Source organism: Methylorubrum pseudosasae (genome assembly GCF_029504475.1).
Classification (GTDB): domain Bacteria; phylum Pseudomonadota; class Alphaproteobacteria; order Rhizobiales; family Beijerinckiaceae; genus Methylobacterium; species Methylobacterium extorquens.
In genome coordinates this window covers 4,544,367-4,565,382 of record NZ_JAQGDU010000002.1, presented here as the reverse complement: position 1 = coordinate 4,565,382, position 21,016 = coordinate 4,544,367, and the positions used below count along the sequence as shown (strand labels likewise).

Genomic DNA, 21,016 nt, shown 5'->3' with positions numbered 1-21,016 from the left:
CGATTGCCACGGCCGGGGCGCACCGACATGCGACGCCTTCTCAAGTTCCTGCATACGATGGGGGCGGTCGGGCTGATGGGGGCGATGGCCTGTCTCGTCATCCTCCTGAATCACACCCCGCCGCCCGCCTCGCTCGCCGGCTACGCCCTGATGCGCGGGGCGATGGGCTCCGTCGCCACATGGATCTTCCTGCCCTCGCTCGGCCTGACGCTGATCTCCGGGCTGCTGGCGGTCGCGCTGCATCCGGGCTTTCGCGAGGCGGGGTGGGCCTGGGTCAAGCTCGCCACCGGCGTGCTGGTGTTCGAAGGCGGCTTCGTCGGCATCCAGGGGCCGATGCAAGAGGAGGCCCGGCGCAGCACCGCCGCGCTCCGCGGCGAGATCGATCCCGCCACCCTCACAGGCGCGCTGGCGGCCGAGAGCAACACCCTCTGGGTGATCCTCGCCGTCGCGGTCATCAACGTCGTGCTCGGCATCTGGCGGCCGCGCATCCTGCGTCTTCCGCGCCCCGACCTGTCACGGCCGGCCTGACGGCGTTTCGGCAAGGCGCCAGGGAAACGGCACTTTCGGGGAAAAGGCACTTTCTGGGAAAAGGCACTTGGGGGAAAAAGCACTTGGGGGAAACGGCGCCTCGGGAACCGGCGCCGGCGCGGAACGCTTTCGGGCGACGCTCCGTTGCCGCCCCTGGGGTTCGTATCGGATCAAGGGAGGCGGTGCGCCGGCACAGCTCCCGGCAAATGGGACGGCGGAGGAGCGTGATGGCGACGCGAGGCTTTACCGGGCGGCCCCCCGCCGCGGCGATCCGCGAACGGCTTCCGCCGGGTCAGTACCTCACCGACGATTTCCCCGTGCTCCAGCTCGGGCCCACGCCGCGGGTGTGTCCACTGAGGGCTGGCGCTTCACCCTGCGCCAGGGCTCGCGACCGCTGGCGAGCTGGACTTGGGAGGAATTCGCGCAACTGCCCCGCACCCGTTGGAGCGGCGACATCCACTGTGTGACCAAGTGGTCGAAGTTCGACACCGCCTGGGAGGGCGTGAGCTTCGACGACATCCTGGCGGCGGCCGGTCTCGAGGCGCCGACGGGCTTCCTCCTGGCGGAGAGCCACGACGACTACACCACCAATGTGCCGGTGGCGGATCTGACCGGCGGCAAGGCGATGGTGGCGACCCATTACGACGGCAAGCCGATCCCGCCCGACCACGGTGGCCCCGCCCGTCTCCTCGTGCCGCACCTCTACTTCTGGAAGAGCGCCAAATGGGTGAAGGGCTTGCGCTTCACCGAACGGGACGAGGCCGGGTTCTGGGAATTGCGCGGCTACCACATGTACGGCGACCCCTGGCGTGAGCAGCGTTTCAGCGGCGATTGAAGGATTGCCCGACGTGAACGGCATCGCGCCCTCGCCCTCGCCGTCACCCTGGCGGGCCATGACGATCCGGGCGATCACGCCCGTGACGCCGCGGGTGAAAAGCTTCCGCTTCGGCCCCCTGGATCGCCCGCACCGGGCCGGCCAGCACGTCGATGTGCGTCTTACCGCGCCCGACGGCTACCAGGCGCAGCGCAGCTACTCCATCGCCTCGGCGCCGGGTGATCCCGCTGGCATCGAGCTGATGATCGAAGGGTTGGAGGCGGGCGAGGTTTCGGGCTTCTTCGACACCGTGGCCGAGGTCGGCGACACGATCGAGCTGCGCGGTCCCCTCGGTGCGTTCTCGTGGAGTCCGGCGGAGGGCGGGCCGGTGCTGCTGATCGCCGGCGGCTCCGGCATCGTGCCGCTGCTGGCCATGGTGCGCGAGCGGACGCGGCACGCGCCCGAGGTGCCGATGCTGCTGATCTACTCGGTGCGCAAAGCCGCCGAAGCCATCGCCAGGGCGGAGCTCGCCGCACTCTCCCGCGATGAGACCGGCTTCGATCTGACCCTGCTCCTGACCCGCGAGGGACCAACCGCGGGCCGGCGCATCGACCGGGTGATGATCGACACCGCGATCGAGTGCTTAGGGATGCCGCGCCACGCCTTCGTCTGCGGCGGCAACGGCTTCGTCGGCGCGGTGGCTAATCTGCTGGTGGATGCGGGCGTGAAGCCGAGCGTGGTCCGCACGGAGCGGTTCGGCGGCTGACGTCGTTCCGGTTCGGGTGCCTGGAGAGGGAAGGGCGCGCAGATCGCCCTTCGAGAGCACGGCTGCCAGCCTGTCCGAGGCAGCCATGCGAGAGCCGGTCCGGATCGGAACCGGCTCGCTCAACGCATCCGTTTCGCCGAACCGGTCTCCCGGTCCGGCGGCGCGCTCAGCCTTCCTCGTCGCCGTCCGAATCGTTGTCGATCAGGTCGGAGACGTCGTCGTCGCCATCCTCTTCCTCGAGGAAGGTGTCGTCGTCCGTTCCCCCGGCGGCGTTGTCGCCACCCTCTTCGTCGTCCACGGCGATATCGGCATCGTCCTCGCTGGCCTCGGCCTCGTCGAGGGAGACGATCTCCGGGCCGCTCTTCTCGTCCTCGTCTTCGTCGTCATCCGTGGCACGGCTGGCGACGGGCGGGGCGACGCGGGACGTCGCGACTTGGTAGATCGTGCCGCATTTCGGACAGGTCGCCGGATCACGGTCGAGATCGTAGAACTTGGCACCGCAATTCATGCACTGGCGTTTGACGCCGAGTTCCGGTCTAGCCACGGCTGCGCACCTCTGGGGACGGATAACGGAAAGGATCCGGGGGAGGGGCCCCGTTAGTCGCAGCCTCCGTCCATGTCAAACGCCGTGTCGCGTGCCATGGCGCGTTGTGCGCCGAGCGTCATGCCAAAGGGCGAAGCCGGGCGCCCGGCGAGAACGGTTGCGACGTAAGATGGGGCGGTGTCAGGCGCGACGCGCCCATTTGTTCTGCCGCCGCTCGACGCTGATGCGCAGGAGCCGGCCGAACGGCGTGCCGCCCCCCCGTCCGTCGCGGTCGAATTCATGAAGGATGGCTTCGAGGGCGACGATGCGTTCGCTGGGGCGGCGATAGGCGCTCTCCAGCTCATTCAAAGCTTCGAGAATGCATGTGCCAGCCGCCGAATCGGCGATGGCCGAAGCATGATCAACCTTGCGGAGGCATTGGCGCACGGGCGTCATGGGCAGCAGCATAAACATATGTATGGCCTTGTCGAGCGTTTGATGCGACCCTAGGCCTGTCCGGTCCCTCTTTTCACGGGATTGGATTAACGAAGGTCAGTCGAGTGTTGCGCGGCGTCGCATCGACCTTGGCAGCTTTGTCCGCGGCCGGAGGTTTATCACTATAAGCTGAAGCGATCTGGCAAGATAACACACTATCCGCGAACCGGCCGAGCGAGCTGCGGCGAGGGTTCCAGCGGGACCATGAGGCCGTCGCCGGCCTTCCGGATGACGCGGGCCGGTCCGCATGGTAACGGGCGCCGGTCACGCCGGGCCCATCCGGCGGGCGGCTCTCGGTGCCCTCTCGGTGCCGACACGCCTCAGCGCAGCGCTCGAGCAAGACGCAGATTCCCGTGTCGCACGATTCCGAACCGCAGCCCGTCACCGCCTCTCCCGGAGGCCCCTTGAACGGGTCCCTGAAGCCGCCGGGCGACAAGTCGATCTCCCACCGGGCGATGATCCTGGGTCTGCTCGCCATCGGCGAGACGCGGGTCGAGGGGCTTCTGGAGGGCGACGACGTGCTGCGCACGGCCGCCGCCGCGAAGGCGCTCGGGGCGCAGATCACCCGCGAGGGCGAGGGGCGCTGGCGGATCGTCGGCGTCGGCATCGGCGGGATGCAGGATCCGGACGGCGTGCTCGATTTCGGCAATGCCGGCACCGGCTCGCGGCTGATGATGGGCGTCGTCGGCGGCCAGCCCGTGACCGCGACCTTCGACGGCGATGCGAGCCTTCGCAAGCGGCCGATGCGGCGCATCCTCGATCCGATCCTGAAGATGGGCGCCGAGATCGTGTCCGAGGCCGAGGGCGGGCGTGTGCCGCTGACCCTGCGGGGCCCGCGCGAGGCGATTCCGATCCGCTACGAGCTGCCGGTGGCCTCGGCGCAGATCAAGTCGGCGGTGCTGCTCGCCGGGCTCAACGCGCCGGGCACCACCACCGTCATCGAGAAAGCGGCGTCCCGCGACCATACCGAGCGGATGCTGCGCCTGTTCGGCGCGGAGGTGACCGTCACGCCGTCGGGCGAGGGCGGCCATGGCCGCACCGTCACGCTGACCGGCCAGCCGACCTTGCGCGGCGCCGACGTGGTCGTGCCGGCCGATCCGTCCTCGGCCGCCTTCCCGCTGGTGGCGGCGCTGGTCGTGCCGGGCTCGGAGGTGATCCTGCGCGGCGTAATGATGAACCCGCTGCGCACCGGCCTCATCACGACGCTGATCGAGATGGGCGCCGACATCGAGCGCCTCGACGAGCGCGAGGAGGGGGGCGAGACGGTGGCCGACCTGCGGGTGCGCGCGAGCCGCCTGAAAGGCGTCGATGTGCCGGCCGAGCGGGCGCCGTCGATGATCGACGAGTATCCGATCCTGGCGGTCGCCGCTTCGTTCGCCGAGGGCACGACCCGGATGAACGGCCTGCACGAATTGCGGGTCAAGGAATCTGACCGGCTCGCGGCAGTCGCCGCCGGGCTTGCCGCCAACGGCATCACCCACGCCATCGAGGGCGATGACTTGATCGTGACCGGCGAAGGGCAGGCGCCCGCGGGCGGCGGTACGGTCGCAACCCATCTCGATCACCGCATCGCCATGGCCTTCCTCGTCCTAGGGCTCGCTGCCAAAAGCCCCGTGACCGTGGACGACGGCGCGATGATCGCCACGAGCTTCCCGAGCTTCCGCCCGACCATGCTGGCGCTCGGCGCCCGGATCGAGGACGGGGCCGCCGCATGATCCCGGATGATATCGCCGTGCACCGGGACAACGCGCCCCTCGTGATCGCCATCGACGGCCCGGCCGCCTCGGGCAAGGGCACGCTCGCCAAGCGGCTCGCCCTGCATTACGGCCTGCCGCATCTCGATACCGGTCTGCTCTACCGCGCGGTCGCGCTGACCTTGCTCGACGCGGGGGGCGACCTCGACGACACGGGAGCGGCGGCGCGGGCGGCCTCCGACCTGTCGGCGGAGCGGCTGACCGACCCGCGCCTGCGGGAGCGGGCGATGGGTGAGGCGGCCTCGCGGGTCTCCTCGGTGCCGGAGGTTCGCGCTGCCCTGCTGTCCTGGCAGCGGCGCTTCGCCGAAGCGACGGAGGGTGCGGTGCTCGACGGGCGCGACATCGGCACCGTCGTCTGTCCGGACGCGCGGGTGAAGCTGTTCATCACCGCCGCCCCGGAGGAGCGGGCGCGCCGCCGCCATCGCGAGCTGCTCGGCCGCGGCGAGGAGACCACGCTCGCCGCGATCCTCGCCGACATCCGCGCCCGCGATGCCCGCGATTCGAGCCGCGCCGCCGCCCCGCTGAAAGCCGCCGAGGATGCGGTGGTGCTCGACACGACCGAACTCGACGCCGAGGCCGCCTTCGCCGAGGCGGTCGCCATCGTCGAGCGGCTCAAGGCCGCCTGAGGCGCCCGCCGCGCCGCGTTTACCCGCCCAGCCAAGCTTCCACCCGCGCCGCGAGTGTCTTCGGATCGCCGGAGAGATGCAGGCGCTTGGTGCGGGAGGTCTCGCCGGAGACCAGCGTCACCTCCGCCTTCCGCAGCCCCAGGCTCTTGGCGACGAAGGCGGTCAGCGCCGCGTTGGCGGCACCCTCGACCGGTGGAGCCGCCACCCGCAGGGACAGGACCGGCCGCCCGCTCGCCTCCGTGCGGACGCCGTCGAGGCCGGTTCGGCTGGCTCGCGGTGTCAGCCGCACCGCCAGGACGAGGCCGTTCGCCTCGAGGGTGAAGGGGCTTTGCGTCATGACAGCCTCGCGGGCTCCGCGTCCCGATCGGGCGGACATGCTCCCGTGCCGACGCGTATCCGTCCGGCTGAGCGGATTGTCATCGGGATAATCAGCGGATCATCGGTTCGGCTTGCGCTCATGCGCGCCCCGGCGGCGGCACGTTCGCGGTGATCCTCAGGCCCCGCGGTGCGCGGCCGCGTCGAAGGTCGTTGGGACGAGGGCTCAGGGGCATCCGGAAGCAGCCAGAGGACGGCCGCCCGCAGGCCGCTTCGCCTCCGACGAGGGCCCACCGCCGCTTCGCCCGCGTCCACACCTGTACCGGGCTTTCGATCGGTTCTCGTGCGAATGGCCCTAGGCCGGCTTGACCCCAATGCTTGAGCTCGTCGCCCAGACAAGCTCAGTTGTGCGCAATATACAGATCGGGGATTGAACAAGTGGAGTGGGCGGCCGGGGATGCGCTTGCGCCGTTCGGGGCGGGCTGATAGCGGGTTGTACGCTGCCGGTTTAGCTCAGTTGGTAGAGCAACCGCCTTGTAAGCGGTAGGTCGCGAGTTCGAGTCCCGCAACCGGCACCATTCTCCCCACGATTTTGCAGACATGTCGGGCAGCGCGCGTGAGCACTGTCCTTGTCGGCGGCTGGCCTGTCCGGGATGCGGCACAGGACGAAAATCTTCACCTTCGCGTGACGCCGATTTCGAGAGCTGCCTTTGCTCCCTTTTCGCAACTGTCAGAGTTGTAACGGATGATGGTGCATTTCGAAAAGGTTTGAGGCTCTTTCCGCAGGCGGCTGACGCGTTCGGCTACGGCGTGAGGACCGTCATCCGGATGGGGGCGTTCGGACGTATGCGTAAATTGCTGAGTTTCACGCCGCCGGATATGCAGGAGGCCCGGCCGGAATCGGTGCGCCACCGCTACGTCTTCTATATTCCCGGCTATGATCCCGAGGCGAAAACTCGCTACCGGCTGCTCTTCGTGCGGGAATGGGCTCGCTACACCAAGCGGTTCGGCGGCAGGCGGGAGATCTCCCGCGCGCAAACGAGCGAGGACGGCTTGGTCCAGAGCTGGACCGTCAGTCCGCCCGACCAGGGCGACGGGGCCGAGACCCGCTACGACGTGCTTTTGTGGGACGACATCGTCGCCGCCGACTTCGCCCGCTCCCGCTTTCTCAGCGTGGCGCTACTCGTCGTCGGCACCCTGCACATGATCCTGATCGGCCTGCTGTTCCGCTTCTACCGGCTGAACTGGAAATACGGCAACGTCATCCTCTACCCCTTCGTGATGGTGATCCTGCTCACCGCTCTGTCCCTCGTCATCGGGGTGACGGTTCATGCCCATCTCGGCGACGCGTTCGGTCACAGCCTGCGATGGCCGCTCTGGGTCTCGCTGCCTCTGGCCGTGGTGGCGGGCATCGTCTGGATCAAGGCGATCGAAGCCTTCCTGAACCGCGTCTTCTTCTGGCAGCTCCTGAACGACTGGGTGTTCAACTGGCAGCACGGCCAGGGCTTGCGGCCCGATTACGAGCGCCGCCTCGATGCCTTTGCTGCGCATATCCTGTCCGCCCTCGCGGCGCGGGCCGCGGCGGGGGAGGCGACCGACGAGGTGATGATCGTCGGCCATTCCTCCGGCGGGCTGACGGCGGTCGAGGTCGCGGCCCGCGTGCTCGCCCGTGACGGGACGATCGGCACCTCCGGCGCCAACCTGTCCCTCGTGACGCTCGGGTCCGGGCTGCCGCTGGTGGCGATGCAGCCGGCCGCCACGCGCCTGCGGGCGGAGATCGCGGGCCTCGTCACGGAGCGGCGCATCGTCTGGTGCGACTTCCACGCGCCCCAGGATTGGATGAACTTCCCCGGCTTCAATCCGCTGCATCACCTCGGCCTCGAGCTGCACGGGCGGCCGGTCGCCAATCCGCTCGTGCGCTCGGCGCGCTTTCGCGACCTGATCTGCCCGGAGACCTACCGGCGGGTACGCTTCCGCCCTTTCCGGATGCACTTCCAGTTCCTGCTCGCGAACGAGCGGCCCGGCGCCTACGATTTCTTCGCGATGACTTTGGGCCCGCGGCGGCTGCGCGAGCAGGTGCTCGCCCCCGCTGCGTGCCCCGAACGTGAACCCGCCCTTCCGCTCTGATCCGGCACGGCCGGACGCCAGCCAACACTGAGGTCGATGCAGGTTTTCATCGTTGCCGTCGGCAGCCACGGCGATGTCCTGCCACTCCTTGCGATCGCGGCCGAGCTGCGACGGCGGGGGCATGCGGTCACGCTGGCGGCGCCCGCTCCGTTCGCGGCCATGGCCGCCCGGGCGGACCTGCCGTTCTTCGCCCTCGGGACGGAGGACGACTACCGTCTCGCCGCCACCGAGACCGAACTCTGGCGACCCTGGCGCGGCGTCGGAGCGATGTTCCGCCATGTCTCGGCCGCGACCGAGCCGGTCTATGATTGGCTCGCGAGGAACGCACGGCCCGGCGAGAGCATCGTGCTCGCCTCGACGCTGGCGCTCGGGGCGCGGGTGGCCCAGGAAAAGCTCGGGCTGGACGTCGTCACGGTGCATCTCATGCCGTTGCTCGCTCGGAGCCGCACCGATCCGCCGATCCTGCCCGGCCTCCCGCTCTCCGAGCGGCTGCCGGCACGCTTCCGGCACTGGATCGGACGTGGGGCCGACCGTTTCGTGATCGGGCCCGCCGCCCTGCCGGCCCTGAACGAATTTCGCGCGAGGCTGGACCTGCCGCCGGTGCTCCGGCTCCGCCGCTGGTGGAGCAGCCCGCAGCGCGTCCTGTTCGCCTTTCCGCGATGGTACGCCGCGCCGCAGCCACACCGGATGCCCCAATCGCTGCAGGTCGGCTTCCCGCTTGCGGATCGCTTCGGCGATGTCGCCGAGCTGGAGCCCGCCGTCGCGCGCTTCCTGGACGAGGGGCCGCCGCTGGCCTTCACCTACGGATCGGCGATGTCGGGGAGCCAGGGCTTCTTCCGCACGGCGCTGCGGATCTGCGAAAGGCTCGGACGGCGCGGCCTCCTCCTGGCGCCGCAGGGCGGGCAGGTGCCGACGGACCTGCCTGCGAGCGTGCTGCACGTCCCCTACGCCCCGTTCAGCCGCGTGCTGCCTCGCTGCGCGGCCCTGATCCACCATGGCGGGATCGGCACCGTCGCGCAGGCGCTCGCGGCCGGAATCCCGCAACTGGTGGTGCCCGTCGCCTTCGATCACTTCGACGAGGCGCGCTGGCTGCAACGGCTCGGGGTCGGCACCTCGTTGAGCCGCCGCCGCTTCACGCCGGCCCGCGCGACGTCCACGTTGCGCCGGCTGCTGACCGATCCGCACGTCGCCCAGGCCTGCGCGGCGGCCAAGGCACGGATGGCGCAGGAGGATGGCGTCGGAGAGGCCTGCGATGCGGTCGAAATCTTCGCTCGAACGGTTCGATCGTCCGCGGCCTGACGCCCGCTACAGCGAAAACCGATCCACCTCCTCCAGCAGCCGCACGAAGGCGTGCGCGCCGTAAGCAAGGGCGGCCTCGCCCGCTTCCGCCGTGCCGAGGCGGGCGTCGCCGATAGCCCCGGACGGGTGGAGGTCTTCCGTCTTCCAGGCGAAGGCCGCCGGGCGGCCGGCGCGCAGCAGCGCGAAGTCGCGCTCCATCGCCACCGTGCGGGGTTCGAAATCCTCAATGTGATCGCGCCGGACGAGGTCGGGCCGCAGCGCCAGCATCAAGGCGGTTTCGATGCCGCCGGCATGGATGCCGTGGCGGATCTCACCGGCCGGAAACAGCCCCTCGGGCAGGCCGAGCCGGCTCCACGAGGTCGTCACCGCGACCATACTGAATTGACCGCGCAGCTCGCCCGCGACGAGGTCGATGAGCGCGCTGTTGCCACCGTGGGAAGAGACGATCACGAGTTTCGTGCAGCCGGCCCGGTGCAGGCTCGCGCCGATCTCGGTCCAGGCCGCAAGCGCGGTCGTCGCGGTCAGGGTCAGCGTGCCGGGGAAGGAATCGTGCTCATCCGACTTGCCGACGCTCTGGACCGGCAGGAGCAGCACGTCGAGCGCCTCCGGCACCTGCGGTGCGACCCGCGCGAGATAGCCTTCCGCGATCAGGGTGTCGGTGCCGAGCGGCAGGTGCGGTCCGTGCTGCTCCACCGCGGCAACCGGCAGCACAGCGATCGTTCGGCTCATGTCGCGGGCACGGATCTCCGCCGTCGTCAGGTCGAGCCAGGATCGCGCCGGCATGCTGTCATCTCCTTTGTCGCGGTTTGAGCGACGCGCCGGCGCGTTCATAGGCTTCCGGCAGCGATCAAGCGGAAACCGCATCAACCACACGTTAGTCAAGCTGGCTTAGGAGCTGCCGGATTGCCTCGCTTGCCATTGCCGAATTGCCATGAACACCTTTCCTCAGAACGGGCTTGGCGCGATGCCTTCCGATACGGGCGCGGCGAATGACGACTCGTCCGCGGCGATGCGCCGGGAATTGGCCCGCCTGCGGGAGATGCTGGAGCAGAACTCGGACTGGATCTGGGAGGTCGATGCGCAGGGGCGCTACACCTACGCCTCGCGCCAATGCGTCGCCCTGCTCGGCCGCGAGCCGGAGGAGGTGCTGGGTCGCACCCCCTTCGACTTCATGCCGCCGGACGAGGCCGAGCGGGTCGGCCGGATCTTCGGCGCCATCGCCGCCGAGCAACGGCCCTTCACCCAGCTTCTCAACCGCAACCTGCGCAAGGACGGCAGCCTCGTCGTGCTGGAAACGAGCGGCGTGCCGCTGCTCGGTCCCGACGGCGCGTTGCGCGGCTATCGCGGCATCGACCGGGATGTGACGCAGCGGGAGGCGGCGAACGAGCGGCTCCGCCACCTCGCCCGACACGACGACCTCACGGGCCTGCCGAACCGGATGTATCTGCGTGAGCATCTGGCGGGGCAGCTGGCCGCCGGACAACGCCCCGGCGTGCTCTGCCTCGATCTCGACGGCTTCAAGCCCGTCAATGATCGCCTCGGCCACGCCGCGGGCGATCGCGTCCTGACGGAGATCGGTCGCCGCCTAGCCGAACTGGCGGCTTCGCACGGCCTGTTCGCGGCACGGCCCGGTGGCGATGAATTCGTCCTGATCGTGCCGGACGGCGTGGCGGTGTCGCCCGAGGCCGTTCGCGCGGTCATCGCTGCACCCATCGCCATCGAGGCCGAGCCAGTGCGGATCGGCGCCAGCCTCGGCCTCGCTTCGGCACAGGGCCCCGAGGACACGGTCGATGCCCTGCTCGCGCGGGCCGACCGTGTCCTCTACGAGGCCAAGGAAGCGGTCAGACGGGTCGACGTCAGCGACGGCGGCTGAGGAGCCAGCCGAGGCCGAAGGCCGCCGCGGCGACCAGCGCCAGGGTCGTGCCGCGGTTCTCTTCGGCCTGCAAGGCGAGGGCGCGACCGCGCCGGTCCGCCTCGTCGCGCAGGTGCCGGCCGCGGGCATGGGCCTCGTCGTGGAGGTGGCGGCCCCGTTGCGCGGCCTCATCACGCAGATGCCGGCCGCGGGAGACCGCTTGGTCGGCGATACGGTAGCCGTCCTCGTAGATGTCCTCGGCCCGCTCGCGGGTCCGGCCGTAGGCCGCCTGCGCCACGCCCGCGACCTGTTCGTAGGCACCCTCGACCTGCGGGCGAGCCCGGCCCGCGACGGCGCCGAACACGGTGCGTCCGCGGCCCTTGAGGTTGCGGAGGCCGCCCTCGATCTGGTCCCTGTTCATGATGAATTCCCTTTGATCAAATGTCTGCCGAGCCCCCAACGACGGGGCCCGAAACGAAGAAGCCGCACCCGGTCGGGTGCGGCTCCAGCCGTCGGATTTCAATTGGAAAATCCCGCCGGCCTCGCGCCTTAGAGCTTGCTCTTCACCGCATCGGCGGCGTTCTTCACGCCCTCTTTGGCCTCGCCGACGGTGCGCTGGGTCTTGCCCTCGAGCTCCTGCGCCTTGCCCTCGGCCTGCAGCTTGTCGTTGCCGGTCACGTTGCCGACGCCCTGCTTGACGTTGCCAGCGACCTCGTTGGCGGCACCCTTGATCTTGTCGGTCGTGCTGCTCATCGCGTTTCCTCGTTCATTGCTCTTGCGCCGCGTCGCGACGCTCTCGGCAAACTGAACGGGAGCCCCGAGCGCTTGGTTCCAATCCTATGATGTGGTGTGCATCGCCGCACACGCGCTGGCAGCGGGCATTTACGGCCGCCAACGCTGCGCCGACGTTCAAAAAATATCTGCGCGGCGGCCAAATATTTTCCTGTCAGCGCTTGGGTCACGAGCGGTTACGTATGCGGTATCCAAAATTCCAATATGGCTAAGCCGGGCACCCGTTCCGGTCCGCCAAGAAGACGTGAGTTCGAGGGACCGCTCCATGGCCGTTCAAGCCGCCGATCCATTGCCCGGCGCTAGTGCTTATTCCGTCTCGCGCGCCGATTCGCCTCTGGGCGGGCGCTGGGGACAGCTCATTCTCGGCGTGCTGTGCATGTCGATGATCGCCAACCTGCAGTACGGCTGGACGCTTTTCGTCAATCCGATCAACGACAAGTATCACTGGGGCAAGCCGGCGATCCAGGTCGCCTTCACGATCTTCGTCCTCACCGAGACCTGGCTCGTGCCGATCGAGGGCTGGTTCGTCGACAAGTACGGCCCGAAGGTCGTCACGCTGTTCGGCGGCGTGCTCTGCGCCGTCGGTTGGGCGATGAACTCGGTCGCCGACTCGCTGTGGTTCCTGTATCTGGCCGCCGCCATCAGCGGCATCGGTGCGGGCGCGGTCTATGGCACCTGCGTCGGCAACGCCCTCAAGTGGTTCCCGGATCGCCGCGGCCTCGCCGCCGGCCTCACCGCCGCGGGCTTCGGTGCGGGCTCGGCCCTCACCGTCATCCCGATCGCCGCGATGATCCGCGACAGCGGCTACGAGCAGACCTTCCTCGCCTTCGGCCTCGGCCAGGGCATCGTCGTGATGGTCGCCGCCCTGCTGCTCTCCTCGCCGAGTGCTGCCTACAAGGAGCGGATGCTCGCCGGCCGCGTCTCCCCCAACGCCACCAGCCGCCGCCAGTACTCGTCGGCCGAGATGGTGCGCACCCCGGTCTTCTGGCTGATGTACGCGATGTTCGTGATGATGGCCGCCGGCGGCCTGATGGCGACGGCCTCGCTCGCGCCCATCGCCAAAGACTTCCAGGTCGATTCGATCCCGGTCTCGCTCATGGGCCTGACCTTGCCGGCGCTGACCTTCGCGCTCACGATCGACCGGGTGCTCAACGGTGTGACCCGGCCGGTTTTCGGCTGGATCTCCGACCGGATCGGGCGTGAGAACACCATGTTCGCCGCCTTCATGATCGAGGGTGCCGGCATCCTGGCGCTCGGCATGTTCGCCCACTCGCCGATGGCCTTCGTGCTGCTCACCGGTCTCGTGTTCTTCGCCTGGGGCGAGATCTACTCACTGTTCCCCTCGACCTGCGCCGACACCTACGGCGACAAGAACGCCACCGCCAATGCCGGCCTGCTCTACACCGCCAAGGGCACGGCCTCGCTGATGCTGCCGGCCTTCCTGGCGATCCAGACCGCGACCGGCTCCTGGCAGAACGTGTTCTATCTCGCCTCCGGCATGGCCTTCATCGCCGGCTTCCTCGCGCTCTTCGTCTTGAAGCCGATGCGCGCCCGCTTCGTGGCCCGCAACCAGTGACGGAGGTGACCGTGACGCGCTGGATCGGCTTCGTCCATAACGGCGAGCCCGGCTTCGGCCGGCTCGACGGAGACCGGATCGAGGTCTGCGAGGGCGACCTGTTCGGCGAGAACAGATCCACGGGGCAGGTGCTGGCGCTCGCGGAAGTGAGCGTCGGCCTGCCCTGCCGGCCCTCGAAGATGATCGCTCTGTGGAACAACTTCGGGGCGCTCATGGAAAAGCAGGGCCTGTCGCGGCCCGAGGCGCCCCTGTTCCTGATTAAGCCCGCCAACACCTTCCGGCCTTCCGGCGCGGCGGTGGCGGTGCCGGAGGCGGCGGGCCGGGCGCTCTACGAGGGCGAACTCGGAATCGTGATCGGCAAAACGGCGCGCGACCTCACCGAGGAAGAAGCCGCCGACCACGTCTTCGGCTTCACCTGCGTGAACGACGTCACCGCTTCGGCGATCCTCAAGGCGGATGCGAGCTTCACGCAGTGGACCCGCGCCAAGGGGCTCGACGGCTTCGGACCGTTCGGCCCGGTCATCGCCACGGGGCTCGACCCGGCGGCGCTGACCGTACGGACCCTGGTGAACGGGCGCGAACGTCAGAACTTCCCGATCGGCGACATGCTGATCCCGGTCCCCCGGCTCGTCGCGCAGCTCTCGCAGGGCATGACGCTCGAGCCGGGTGACGTGATCGCCTGCGGTACCTCGGTTGGGTCGGGGCCGATCCCCAAGGGTGCCACGGTCGAAGTGGTGATCGAGGGCATCGGAACGCTCTCGAACCGGTTCGATTAACGGCACGCTCAAGCAAAAGTGGTCTCCGCGGCCGGACGGAATCGGCCTCGAACGGCGTTTCAGAACGAAGCCGGCGGAGCGAAGAACGGCAGCACGGGTGAGAATATGAGCATCGCGATCGTCGGCGCCGGCGCCATCGGCGGATATCTCGGAGTCAGGCTGGCGGAGGCCGGCGAGGACGTGACCTTCATCGCCCGCTCCAACGCGGCGGCGATCCAGGCGGACGGCATGCGCCTGATCGAGGAGGACGGCACCGAGATCCACTCGAAATCCGTCAAGGCGACCCGCTCCATGCAGGAGGCGGGCGTGCACGAGGTCGTGCTGCTGACCGTCAAGGCGCATCAGGTCGGCCCGATCGCCGCCGACCTGCACCACCTGATCGGCCCCGACACCGTCGTGGTGACGATGCAGAACGGGATTCCGTGGTGGTATTTCTTGGGCGGCTACAGTGGAGACCATGCCGGCACGCGGCTGGAAAGCGCCGATCCCGGCGGGCTGATCGCCGACCATCTCGACCCCAAACACGTCATCGGCTCGGTGGTCTATCCGGCGACCGTGCTCACCGATCCCGGCACCGTGAAGGTGATCGAGGGCAACCGCTTCGGTCTCGGTGAACTCGACGGCTCGAAGTCGGAGCGGGTGCTCGCCCTGTCGCAGCGCCTCGCCAAGGCCGGCTTCCGCGCGCCCGTCACGAGCGACATCCGCGCCGAGATCTGGCTCAAGCTGTGGGGCAACCTCAGCTTCAACCCGATCTCCGCGCTGACCCACGCGACGCTGGAAGACATCTGCCGCTTCCCCGACACCCGGGCGATCGCCGCCGAAATGATGCGCGAGGCGGAGGTCATCGCGAATAAGCTCGGCGTCACCTTCCGCCTCGGCATCGACAAGCGCATTGCCGGTGCCGAGAAGGTCGGCCCTCACAAGACCTCGATGCTTCAGGACGTCGAGGCCGGCCGGCCGATCGAGCTCGAAGCCCTCGTCGGCTCGGTGATCGAACTCGGCCGCCTCACCGGCACCCCGACCCCGCATATCGACACCGTCTTCGCCCTGATGCGGCTCCTGGCCCAGAGCCTCGAGCGTGCCCAGGGTCGCCTCGCGATCCAGGGGGCATGACGATGCTTCTGCCCGAACCTTCCGCCCTTCTCCCCATCGATTCCAAGGAGGCCAGCGTGCCCGCGACGACTCTTCACGAGCTGATCCAGGCCGGCGCCGATGCGGCCCCCGCCCTGTCGAGCCCCGGCGGCGTGCCGCTGACGTTCCAGGCCCTGCGGGCGCTGACCGAGCGCACGGTCGCCGACCTCAACGCCCGCGGCATCGGCCGCGGCGACCGCGTCGCGATCGTGCTGCCGAACGGCCCGGAAATGGCCGCCGCCTTCATCGCGGTGGCTGCCGGCACCACCTCGGCGCCGCTCAACCCGAGCTACAAGGCCGACGAGTTCGAGTTCTACATGAGCGACCTCGGGGCCAAGCTCCTGCTGGTCGCCGAGGGCTCCGAGACGCCGGCCGTCGCGGTCGCGGAGAAGCTCGGCGTGTCGGTGGCCCGCCTGCGGCCGACCCCGGACGAGGGCGCCGGCAGCTTCACGCTGCATTTTGCCGGCGAGAGCGCCGGTCCCACGGAGAAGAGCGGCCCCCGCCGGTTCGGACGACATCGCCCTGGTGCTGCACACCTCCGGCACCACCTCGCGGCCGAAGATCGTGCCGCTGACGCAGGCCAATGTCTGCGCCTCGGCGCGCAACATCCGCACCGCGCTCGCCTTCGGGCCCGAGGATCGCGGCCTCAACATCATGCCGCTGTTCCACATCCACGGCCTGATCGCCGGTATCCTCGCCCCGCTCTCGGTCGGCGGCCAGGTGTCCTGCACGCCGGGCTTCAACGCGCTGAAGTTCTTCGGCTGGATGGATGAGGTGAGCCCCACTTGGTACACCGGCGTCCCGACCATGCATCAGGCGATCCTGGGCCGGGCTGCGCGCAACAAGGAAATCATCGCGCGCAACCCGCTGCGCTTCATCCGCTCCTCGTCCTCGTCCCTGCCGCCGCAGGTGATGAAAGAGCTGGAAGAGACCTTCGGCGCCCCCGTCATCGAGGCCTATGGCATGACCGAGGCCGCGCACCAGATGGCCTCGAACCCGCTTGCCGCCCAAGCCCCACTACGCGGGCTCGGTCGGCCTCGCGGCGGGCCCGGAAATCGCGGTGGTCGATCTGGACGGCGAGCCGCTGCCCGCGGGCGAGACCGGCGAGATCGTCATCCGCGGCGACAACGTGATGAAGGGCTACGAGAACAACGAGAAGGCCAATGCCGAGGCCTTCACCAAGCAGGGTTGGTTCCGCACCGGCGACCAGGGTGTGCTGAGCCCTGAGGGCTACCTCTCGATCACCGGGCGGCTCAAGGAGATCATCAACCGCGGCGGCGAGAAGATCTCGCCGCGCGAGGTCGACGAGATCCTCATGGACCACCCGGCGGTGTCGCAATGCGTCACCTTCGCCGTGCCGCACGACAAGCTCGGCGAGGATGTCGCCGCCGCGATCGTTCTGCGCGAGGGCGTCGAGGCGGTGGAGAAGGATATCCGCAGCTTCGCCTCGGAGCGGCTCGCCGCCTTCAAGGTGCCGGCCAAGATCCTGATCCTCGACGAGATCCCCAAGGGCGCCACCGGCAAGCTCCAGCGCATCGGGCTGGCGCAGAAGCTCGGGCTGGTCTGAGGCTTCCGCCCGATCCGGGTGCCGCCCGCGGTGCCCGGATTGTGTCGCCGACCGAAGCAGTGGGCAGGATCAAACAGAAAGGGCCGGCGGATGAACCGCCGGCCCTTTCTTCATTCTCGCCGAGTGCGAAAAACTCAGTTCCGCGCGGCCATCATGTCGTGGGACAGGACGGTGAGCTTGCCGATCAGGCTCGCCACGTCGCCATGGGCGCAGGACCACTGCGTGCCGATGGCGCTGCCGTCGTTCGAGACCGAGACGACGGCGACCGAGCGTAGCTTGCCCTCGCGGGCGAGCTTGAGCTGATCCTGAAGCACCTCGATGATCGAGGCGACGTTCTCGTCGGCCACCGCCTCGGCGGCGGCGGCGGGGAAGGGGACTACGGCGGCGTCGTTGAGGGCGCGATCGAACTTGGACATTCAGGCAACTCGACGATGCTTGAGGGAGGTGCGGCCGAGAGGTCCGGCCTGGAGACGATCCACGAGGGAGGCGAGGCGATCGGGCAGGGCGCCGTCCTTATCGACGGACAGGCGCTTGCCGATGGCGGAGGCGACACCTTTGGTCACCCGGCTGACGACGGGCCGCTCGAGGCAGGACACCGTCTGCAGTCGGTCCGTTCGGTTCGGGTCGGCGCTCGGATCAGCCATCGCTTCCTCGCTCTCGGACGATTGCATGAGGTGATCCTGCGCGCCGCATCGCGTCATGAAAATGGCACCGGACCGGCCACGCTTGCGCATTTCCCTGGCTGTGACGTGAAAGCGACACTTGCCAGGGCCGGTCCGGACGCGCTCAACGCGGATCCTGCCAGCCGGAACGGACCGGTGCGGCGGCGCTCGCGCCACCGGTGTTCATCGCCCGCGGCGCCTCGGAGCGGGCGACCGCCGGCTCGGCCATCGCCGCGCGGCGGGGCGCACGGACCGACCGGCGCAGGGCGGCGCGGCGCTTGCGGGTGGAACGGGGACGCGCGCTGCTGTTCGAGCCGATGAAGCCGCCGGCCACCGCACCCACCACGGCGCCGACCGGCCCGGCCACGAGCGCACCGGCCACAGCGCCGGCTCCGACACTCATCGCCGTCCGGTTCTCGGCCTGCGCGGGTGCGGACAGTCCTGCGAGCAGCACAAGGCCGGCACAGGCGCCGAGGCAGGTTCTTCGCATCCGGTCGTCCCTTCGAAAAGCACTTCGAGGACGCCCTTGACGTTCGATCTTGACGAAAGGTTGACCTGATTTTGTTTCGTGACTTGGCCGTATAGCCGAAGACAAAGGCTGAATTCGCGTTTGTTCTTGCTCAAGCCTGGCCGCTGGCGGCGAGCGGCCGGCGCAATCGAAGCACCAGCGGAACGATGGCGAGCGCCGTGGCGGCGGCCGCCAGAAGGCCGACGGCCGAGCCGGCCCTGTCGCCCAGTGCTCCGTAGGCGATCGGCGCGAGGCCGCCCGATCCGATCACCGCGGTGTAGAACAGCGCGAACGCCCGGCCGACATCCCCCCGCGGCGCGAGATCCGGCACCGTCCCGTAAAGCACGGAGGAGGTGCCGTTGAGGACGAGGCCGAGGAGCGGCAGCAGGGCCAGGGTCGGCCCGAGCGGCAGGACAAGGAGTGCGGCGACCCCCAGGGCGGTGGCCGTCTCGGTCGCGACGACGCAAGGCACGATGCCAAGCCGCTCGCCGAGCCAGCCGCACACCGCCTTGCCGAAGGCGCCGCCGGAAAACACCAGGGCGAGGGCGAGCCCGGTGGTCGTGCCCGTGCCGCCCTTCGCCTCCAGAAGGAAGGGCAGGAACAGCAGCGTGCCCATCCGCGTGGCGGTGTCAAAGGCGCCGACCGTCATCAGGAGGGTGAAGCCCGCACCCTCGCGGCCGCTCTGGCCGGCGCGCGGGGGTGCGGCGGCCAGCGATCCCCGCGGCAGGACGACGACGAGCGCCAGCGCTGCGGCGAGGCCGACGGCTGCTATCAGCCCGGCGACCGGCCGCCACGCCGTCACCCCGAGCAGCAGCGCGACGGCGACCGGAAACACCGCCTTCCCGAGATCGCCGGCGAAATTGTAGATCCCGAGCGGCCCGCGCGCGGCGCCGCCATAGGCCTGTGCGACGAGGAGCGAAGCGCGGGGATGCTGGAGGCTCGCACCGATCCCGGCGAGCACCAGACCGGCGCAGAGCCCGAACAGGCTGCCGCTCAGTGCCATCGCACCGAAGCCCGCGGCGGCGACGAGGGTCGAGATGGCGAGGCTCATGCGGATCGGCCAGCGCGCCGCCAGCCGGTCCGCGGGGATCTGCAACCCGCCCATGGTCGCGTAGTAGAGGCTGCGCAGGACGGCGAGCCCGGCATAGCCGAGGCTGAACTCCGCCTGCCAGACCGGCAGCAGCACGTAGAGCAGGTCGGTGTAGCCGTCGTGCAAGGCGTGGGCGAGGCAGGCTCCGCCGAGGCTGCGCCGCTTGAGGTCGAGGTCCGCGCGATCCGCTCGCTGGAATGCATCGAGTCGAACGGCTTGGCTCACACGAAAATCTCCGGCTGCGATTGCGCGGCGATCTTAGACTTGTGAGTTTTGCGCGATGAGAGCCGTTCGCCTCACGGGTTTCGTGCGGTTTTCTCACGCATCGATGGGGCGAGGGACATGCGCCGGCTACCGCCGCTGCACGCATTGCAGGTGTTCGAGGTCGCGGCCAGGGCCGGCAGCTACGCGCAGGCCGGGCTCGAACTCGGGCTGACCCACGGCGCGGTGAGCCGGCAAATCGCCGCCCTGGAGACCTGGCTCGGCCAGCGGCTGTTCGTGCGGGTCGGCCGACGGATGGTGGCGACCCCGGCGGCGCGCGTCTTCGCCGAGGAGATCAGCCTGTCCTTCGACCGGCTCACGGCGGCGGCGGAAGCGTGTGGGCGGCCCCAGGCGCCGCGCGTTCTGCGGGTCAGCGCGCCCGCGACCTTCGCGATGCGCTGGCTGATCCCGCGCCTCGACGACTTCCATGCGGTTCGTCCCGGCACGGAAGTCAGGGTCACCACCACAACGACCTTGCAGGATGCGCTGCGCGGCGGGTTCGACCTCGCGATCCGGCGTGGCCCCGAGCCCTGGCCACAGCACCGCGCCGCGCCCTTCCTGACGGAGACCGACACGCTGGTGGCAAGCCCCGCCTTGCTACAGGACAAACCGCTCGCGACGTTGCGCGACCTCGACGGTCACATCCTCCTCGGCACCGAGACCCGGCCGGGGGATTGGAGCGACTGGCTCGCGGCCGCCGCGGTGACGCTCCCCGGCGGCGTGCGCCGCCGGGTGTTCGACCACTTCTTCGTGACCCTTCAAGCGCTTGAGGACGGCGCAGGTCTCGGCATCGGGCCGTTTCCCGTGCTCGACCGGATGGTCGCCGCGGGCCGGCTCGTGGCGCCTTTTTCGAAGATCCGGGTCGGGCGCGCCGCCTACTTCGCCCTGACGCCGTTCGATGCCGACAAGTCGCCCGCGCTTACCGCGCTCATCGACTGGCTCGTGGCGGAGGGCGGGCGGCCGGAGCTCACAATTCCCCGGTGAGGAACTGCGCCCGACCGTGCCCGAACGACCAATCCTCGTCGGTGTTCTCCACCGTCGAAACCATCACGTCGGCGGGGGCGATGCCGCAGGCGGCCTGCAGCTTCTCGGTCAGCAGCCGGTAGAACAGCTCCTTCTTCTCGCGCCCGCGCGGCCGGGTGATCATCTGCACCACCACCACATTCTGCGTGCGCGGGATGCCGAGGCCGGTATCCTCCACGATCATCCGCGAAGGCTTGTGCTCGGTCACGATCTGGTAGCGGTCGCCCGGCGGCACCTGAAAGGCTTCGAGCATCGCCTCGTGCGCGGCGTCGAGAAGCGCCTTCAGTTCCGCATCGCTGCGGCCCTCGATCAGGTCGAAACGCATCAAGGGCATGGGACTCTCCAGGATGAAGCATCGTCCCCAAGAGGGGAACGAGGCCGAAAGACGGTTCGGGCGCGTCGGCCGAGATCCGAGATCCGGACGGCTGCGCCGCAAGGCGAAGTTGCGCCCTCTGGCGGTTGTCGGGCGCTCGCGGTTAAATAGCTTCGCTTCCGGCCGCTTCCAACCGATCGGGATTGTTCGTATTATGC

The 21,016-nt window shown here is 69.2% G+C and carries 22 protein-coding genes, 1 tRNA gene and 2 pseudogenes; 14 read left to right on the top strand and 11 right to left on the bottom strand.

What is annotated here, in order from left to right; translation table 11 throughout:
• The first annotated feature begins 27 nt into the window (after nucleotides 1–27).
• The 3 genes and pseudogenes from M2437_RS22640 to M2437_RS22630 all read left to right on the top strand — a co-directional run bounded on the left by M2437_RS22640 (nucleotide 28) and on the right by M2437_RS22630 (nucleotide 2,108).
• Nucleotides 28–528, top strand: a complete 501-nt coding sequence (locus M2437_RS22640; RefSeq protein WP_253388741.1) for a hypothetical protein — start codon at nucleotides 28–30, stop codon at nucleotides 526–528.
• A gap of 227 nt (nucleotides 529–755) precedes the next feature.
• Nucleotides 756–1,363 (top strand): annotated as a pseudogene (locus M2437_RS22635) (sulfite oxidase-like oxidoreductase).
• Nucleotides 1,364–1,376: 13 nt separating this feature from the next.
• Nucleotides 1,377–2,108, top strand: coding sequence for a ferredoxin reductase (locus M2437_RS22630; protein ID WP_253388740.1), 732 nt, complete (start codon nucleotides 1,377–1,379; stop codon nucleotides 2,106–2,108).
• Nucleotides 2,109–2,274: 166 nt separating this feature from the next.
• On the opposite strand, the gene M2437_RS22625 is transcribed toward M2437_RS22630, so the two are convergent.
• Together M2437_RS22625 and M2437_RS22620 are read right to left on the bottom strand one after the other, a co-directional pair.
• Nucleotides 2,275–2,652 (bottom strand): TIGR02300 family protein, encoded by a 378-nt coding sequence (locus M2437_RS22625; protein WP_003600035.1) that lies wholly within the window; start codon nucleotides 2,650–2,652, stop codon nucleotides 2,275–2,277.
• 180 nt (nucleotides 2,653–2,832) lie between these two features.
• Nucleotides 2,833–3,099 carry a hypothetical protein gene (locus tag M2437_RS22620; RefSeq protein WP_015822654.1) on the bottom strand — a complete coding sequence of 89 codons (267 nt, stop codon included), beginning with the start codon at nucleotides 3,097–3,099 and terminating at the stop codon, nucleotides 2,833–2,835.
• Nucleotides 3,100–3,479: 380 nt separating this feature from the next.
• Here M2437_RS22620 and aroA point away from each other — a divergent pair, with 380 nt between their 5' ends.
• Both aroA and cmk read left to right on the top strand, forming a co-directional pair.
• On the top strand, nucleotides 3,480–4,841 hold the full coding sequence (gene aroA / locus M2437_RS22615; protein WP_253388739.1) for a 3-phosphoshikimate 1-carboxyvinyltransferase: 1,362 nt from the start codon (nucleotides 3,480–3,482) through the stop codon (nucleotides 4,839–4,841).
• Entirely contained in the window at nucleotides 4,838–5,506 is a 669-nt protein-coding gene (gene cmk / locus M2437_RS22610; RefSeq protein WP_238507913.1) for a (d)CMP kinase, read from the top strand. Before aroA ends, cmk begins: the two co-directional genes overlap by 4 nt.
• Nucleotides 5,507–5,525: 19 nt before the next feature.
• On the opposite strand, the gene M2437_RS22605 is transcribed toward cmk, so the two are convergent.
• Entirely contained in the window at nucleotides 5,526–5,843 is a 318-nt protein-coding gene (locus M2437_RS22605) for a DUF167 family protein (RefSeq protein WP_253388738.1), read from the bottom strand.
• A gap of 480 nt (nucleotides 5,844–6,323) precedes the next feature.
• On the opposite strand from M2437_RS22605, the gene M2437_RS22600 reads away from it, so the two are divergent.
• The 3 genes from M2437_RS22600 (at nucleotide 6,324) to M2437_RS22590 (ending at nucleotide 9,247) form a co-directional block, all read left to right on the top strand.
• Nucleotides 6,324–6,399: transfer RNA gene (locus M2437_RS22600), tRNA-Thr, on the top strand.
• Between the two features lie 250 nt (nucleotides 6,400–6,649).
• Complete coding sequence (locus M2437_RS22595) at nucleotides 6,650–7,948, top strand: alpha/beta hydrolase (RefSeq protein WP_253389661.1); 1,299 nt, start codon at nucleotides 6,650–6,652, stop codon at nucleotides 7,946–7,948.
• Nucleotides 7,949–7,984: 36 nt separating this feature from the next.
• Complete coding sequence (locus tag M2437_RS22590; protein ID WP_253388737.1) at nucleotides 7,985–9,247, top strand: glycosyltransferase; 1,263 nt, start codon at nucleotides 7,985–7,987, stop codon at nucleotides 9,245–9,247.
• A 6-nt stretch (nucleotides 9,248–9,253) separates the two neighbouring features.
• On the opposite strand, the gene M2437_RS22585 is transcribed toward M2437_RS22590, so the two are convergent.
• Entirely contained in the window at nucleotides 9,254–10,030 is a 777-nt protein-coding gene (locus M2437_RS22585) for a creatininase family protein (RefSeq protein ID WP_253388736.1), read from the bottom strand.
• 148 nt (nucleotides 10,031–10,178) lie between these two features.
• Here M2437_RS22585 and M2437_RS22580 point away from each other — a divergent pair, with 148 nt between their 5' ends.
• Nucleotides 10,179–11,120: a sensor domain-containing diguanylate cyclase gene (locus M2437_RS22580; RefSeq protein WP_253388735.1), complete on the top strand. Its 942-nt coding sequence runs from the start codon at nucleotides 10,179–10,181 to the stop codon at nucleotides 11,118–11,120.
• Here the strand turns inward: M2437_RS22580 and M2437_RS22575 are convergent.
• Both M2437_RS22575 and M2437_RS22570 read right to left on the bottom strand, forming a co-directional pair.
• A complete protein-coding gene (locus tag M2437_RS22575; RefSeq protein ID WP_015822662.1) occupies nucleotides 11,104–11,520 on the bottom strand; it encodes a CsbD family protein in 417 nt (138 codons plus the stop codon). The genes M2437_RS22580 and M2437_RS22575 overlap by 17 nt on opposite strands.
• 128 nt (nucleotides 11,521–11,648) lie before the next feature.
• A complete protein-coding gene (locus M2437_RS22570) occupies nucleotides 11,649–11,852 on the bottom strand; it encodes a CsbD family protein (RefSeq protein WP_003600046.1) in 204 nt (67 codons plus the stop codon).
• A gap of 304 nt (nucleotides 11,853–12,156) precedes the next feature.
• Here M2437_RS22570 and oxlT point away from each other — a divergent pair, with 304 nt between their 5' ends.
• From oxlT to M2437_RS22550, 4 genes and pseudogenes are all read left to right on the top strand, one after another.
• Nucleotides 12,157–13,467: an oxalate/formate MFS antiporter gene (gene oxlT, locus M2437_RS22565; RefSeq protein WP_003600049.1), complete on the top strand. Its 1,311-nt coding sequence runs from the start codon at nucleotides 12,157–12,159 to the stop codon at nucleotides 13,465–13,467.
• 11 nt (nucleotides 13,468–13,478) lie between these two features.
• Complete coding sequence (locus tag M2437_RS22560; protein ID WP_056154551.1) at nucleotides 13,479–14,243, top strand: fumarylacetoacetate hydrolase family protein; 765 nt, start codon at nucleotides 13,479–13,481, stop codon at nucleotides 14,241–14,243.
• A gap of 105 nt (nucleotides 14,244–14,348) precedes the next feature.
• Nucleotides 14,349–15,356: a 2-dehydropantoate 2-reductase gene (locus M2437_RS22555; protein WP_003600053.1), complete on the top strand. Its 1,008-nt coding sequence runs from the start codon at nucleotides 14,349–14,351 to the stop codon at nucleotides 15,354–15,356.
• Between the two features lie 2 nt (nucleotides 15,357–15,358).
• A pseudogene (locus tag M2437_RS22550) lies at nucleotides 15,359–16,941 on the top strand (acyl--CoA ligase).
• Nucleotides 16,942–17,075: 134 nt separating this feature from the next.
• Here the strand turns inward: M2437_RS22550 and M2437_RS22545 are convergent.
• The 4 genes from M2437_RS22545 to M2437_RS22530 form a co-directional block, all read right to left on the bottom strand.
• Entirely contained in the window at nucleotides 17,076–17,357 is a 282-nt protein-coding gene (locus M2437_RS22545; protein WP_003600059.1) for a hypothetical protein, read from the bottom strand.
• Nucleotides 17,358–17,585, bottom strand: a complete 228-nt coding sequence (locus M2437_RS22540) for a hypothetical protein (RefSeq protein ID WP_012752772.1) — start codon at nucleotides 17,583–17,585, stop codon at nucleotides 17,358–17,360. It abuts the gene before it with no gap.
• A gap of 142 nt (nucleotides 17,586–17,727) precedes the next feature.
• On the bottom strand, nucleotides 17,728–18,093 hold the full coding sequence (locus tag M2437_RS22535) for a hypothetical protein (protein WP_253388734.1): 366 nt from the start codon (nucleotides 18,091–18,093) through the stop codon (nucleotides 17,728–17,730).
• A 130-nt stretch (nucleotides 18,094–18,223) separates the two neighbouring features.
• Nucleotides 18,224–19,426: an MFS transporter gene (locus M2437_RS22530; RefSeq protein WP_253388733.1), complete on the bottom strand. Its 1,203-nt coding sequence runs from the start codon at nucleotides 19,424–19,426 to the stop codon at nucleotides 18,224–18,226.
• Between the two features lie 117 nt (nucleotides 19,427–19,543).
• Between M2437_RS22530 and M2437_RS22525 the strand changes: the two genes are divergently transcribed.
• Nucleotides 19,544–20,446: a LysR substrate-binding domain-containing protein gene (locus M2437_RS22525; RefSeq protein ID WP_253388732.1), complete on the top strand. Its 903-nt coding sequence runs from the start codon at nucleotides 19,544–19,546 to the stop codon at nucleotides 20,444–20,446.
• Here the strand turns inward: M2437_RS22525 and M2437_RS22520 are convergent.
• Entirely contained in the window at nucleotides 20,430–20,819 is a 390-nt protein-coding gene (locus M2437_RS22520) for a tautomerase family protein (protein WP_253388731.1), read from the bottom strand. The two genes, M2437_RS22525 and M2437_RS22520, sit on opposite strands and share 17 nt — an antisense overlap.
• Between the last annotated feature and the right edge of the window lie 197 nt (nucleotides 20,820–21,016).

Bases quoted from the DNA above. Each gene is read 5' to 3' on its own strand.
- M2437_RS22640 (WP_253388741.1), top strand. From the start codon at position 28: ATGCGACGCCTTCTCAAGTTCCTGCATACGATGGGGGCGGTCGGGCTG.
- M2437_RS22620 (WP_015822654.1), bottom strand. From the start codon at position 3,099: ATGCTGCTGCCCATGACGCCCGTGCGCCAATGCCTCCGCAAGGTTGAT.
- cmk (WP_238507913.1), top strand. From the start codon at position 4,838: ATGATCCCGGATGATATCGCCGTGCACCGGGACAACGCGCCCCTCGTG.
- M2437_RS22605 (WP_253388738.1), bottom strand. From the start codon at position 5,843: ATGACGCAAAGCCCCTTCACCCTCGAGGCGAACGGCCTCGTCCTGGCG.
- M2437_RS22595 (WP_253389661.1), top strand. From the start codon at position 6,650: ATGGGGGCGTTCGGACGTATGCGTAAATTGCTGAGTTTCACGCCGCCG.
- M2437_RS22590 (WP_253388737.1), top strand. From the start codon at position 7,985: ATGCAGGTTTTCATCGTTGCCGTCGGCAGCCACGGCGATGTCCTGCCA.
- M2437_RS22585 (WP_253388736.1), bottom strand. From the start codon at position 10,030: ATGCCGGCGCGATCCTGGCTCGACCTGACGACGGCGGAGATCCGTGCC.
- M2437_RS22580 (WP_253388735.1), top strand. From the start codon at position 10,179: ATGAACACCTTTCCTCAGAACGGGCTTGGCGCGATGCCTTCCGATACG.
- M2437_RS22575 (WP_015822662.1), bottom strand. From the start codon at position 11,520: ATGAACAGGGACCAGATCGAGGGCGGCCTCCGCAACCTCAAGGGCCGC.
- M2437_RS22570 (WP_003600046.1), bottom strand. From the start codon at position 11,852: ATGAGCAGCACGACCGACAAGATCAAGGGTGCCGCCAACGAGGTCGCT.
- oxlT (WP_003600049.1), top strand. From the start codon at position 12,157: ATGGCCGTTCAAGCCGCCGATCCATTGCCCGGCGCTAGTGCTTATTCC.
- M2437_RS22555 (WP_003600053.1), top strand. From the start codon at position 14,349: ATGAGCATCGCGATCGTCGGCGCCGGCGCCATCGGCGGATATCTCGGA.
- M2437_RS22545 (WP_003600059.1), bottom strand. From the start codon at position 17,357: ATGTCCAAGTTCGATCGCGCCCTCAACGACGCCGCCGTAGTCCCCTTC.
- M2437_RS22540 (WP_012752772.1), bottom strand. From the start codon at position 17,585: ATGGCTGATCCGAGCGCCGACCCGAACCGAACGGACCGACTGCAGACG.
- M2437_RS22535 (WP_253388734.1), bottom strand. From the start codon at position 18,093: ATGCGAAGAACCTGCCTCGGCGCCTGTGCCGGCCTTGTGCTGCTCGCA.
- M2437_RS22525 (WP_253388732.1), top strand. From the start codon at position 19,544: ATGCGCCGGCTACCGCCGCTGCACGCATTGCAGGTGTTCGAGGTCGCG.
- M2437_RS22520 (WP_253388731.1), bottom strand. From the start codon at position 20,819: ATGCCCTTGATGCGTTTCGACCTGATCGAGGGCCGCAGCGATGCGGAA.